Genomic DNA, 240 nt, shown 5'->3' on the forward strand with positions numbered 1-240 from the left:
GTGCATGCCTTGCGCATGCATGTGGTCATTGAGGGGTGGAGACTAGGATTTTATTGGCTCCGGCTTATTTATAGTGCAGGTCAGGTTGACAATGCCAAAAACCGTGTTGTGGATGCACTTGAACGAGTCGCTGAAAAACTGCAAGCGATTGCGATTTCTGATACAGGAGGCAAAAACAGCGAAAAAAGCCTTATCTTACGTGCGGATTTTTCATCACGTTTTTGTTACCTCATTGATCGA

The 240-nt window shown here is 45.0% G+C and carries 1 pseudogene; it reads left to right on the forward strand.

The features are described from left to right. Positions 1 to 240: pseudogene (locus tag ACFIK8_RS12135) on the forward strand (phage tail protein); the annotation flags it as partial.

This window comes from Bartonella sp. MR168JLCBS, assembly GCF_042194175.1.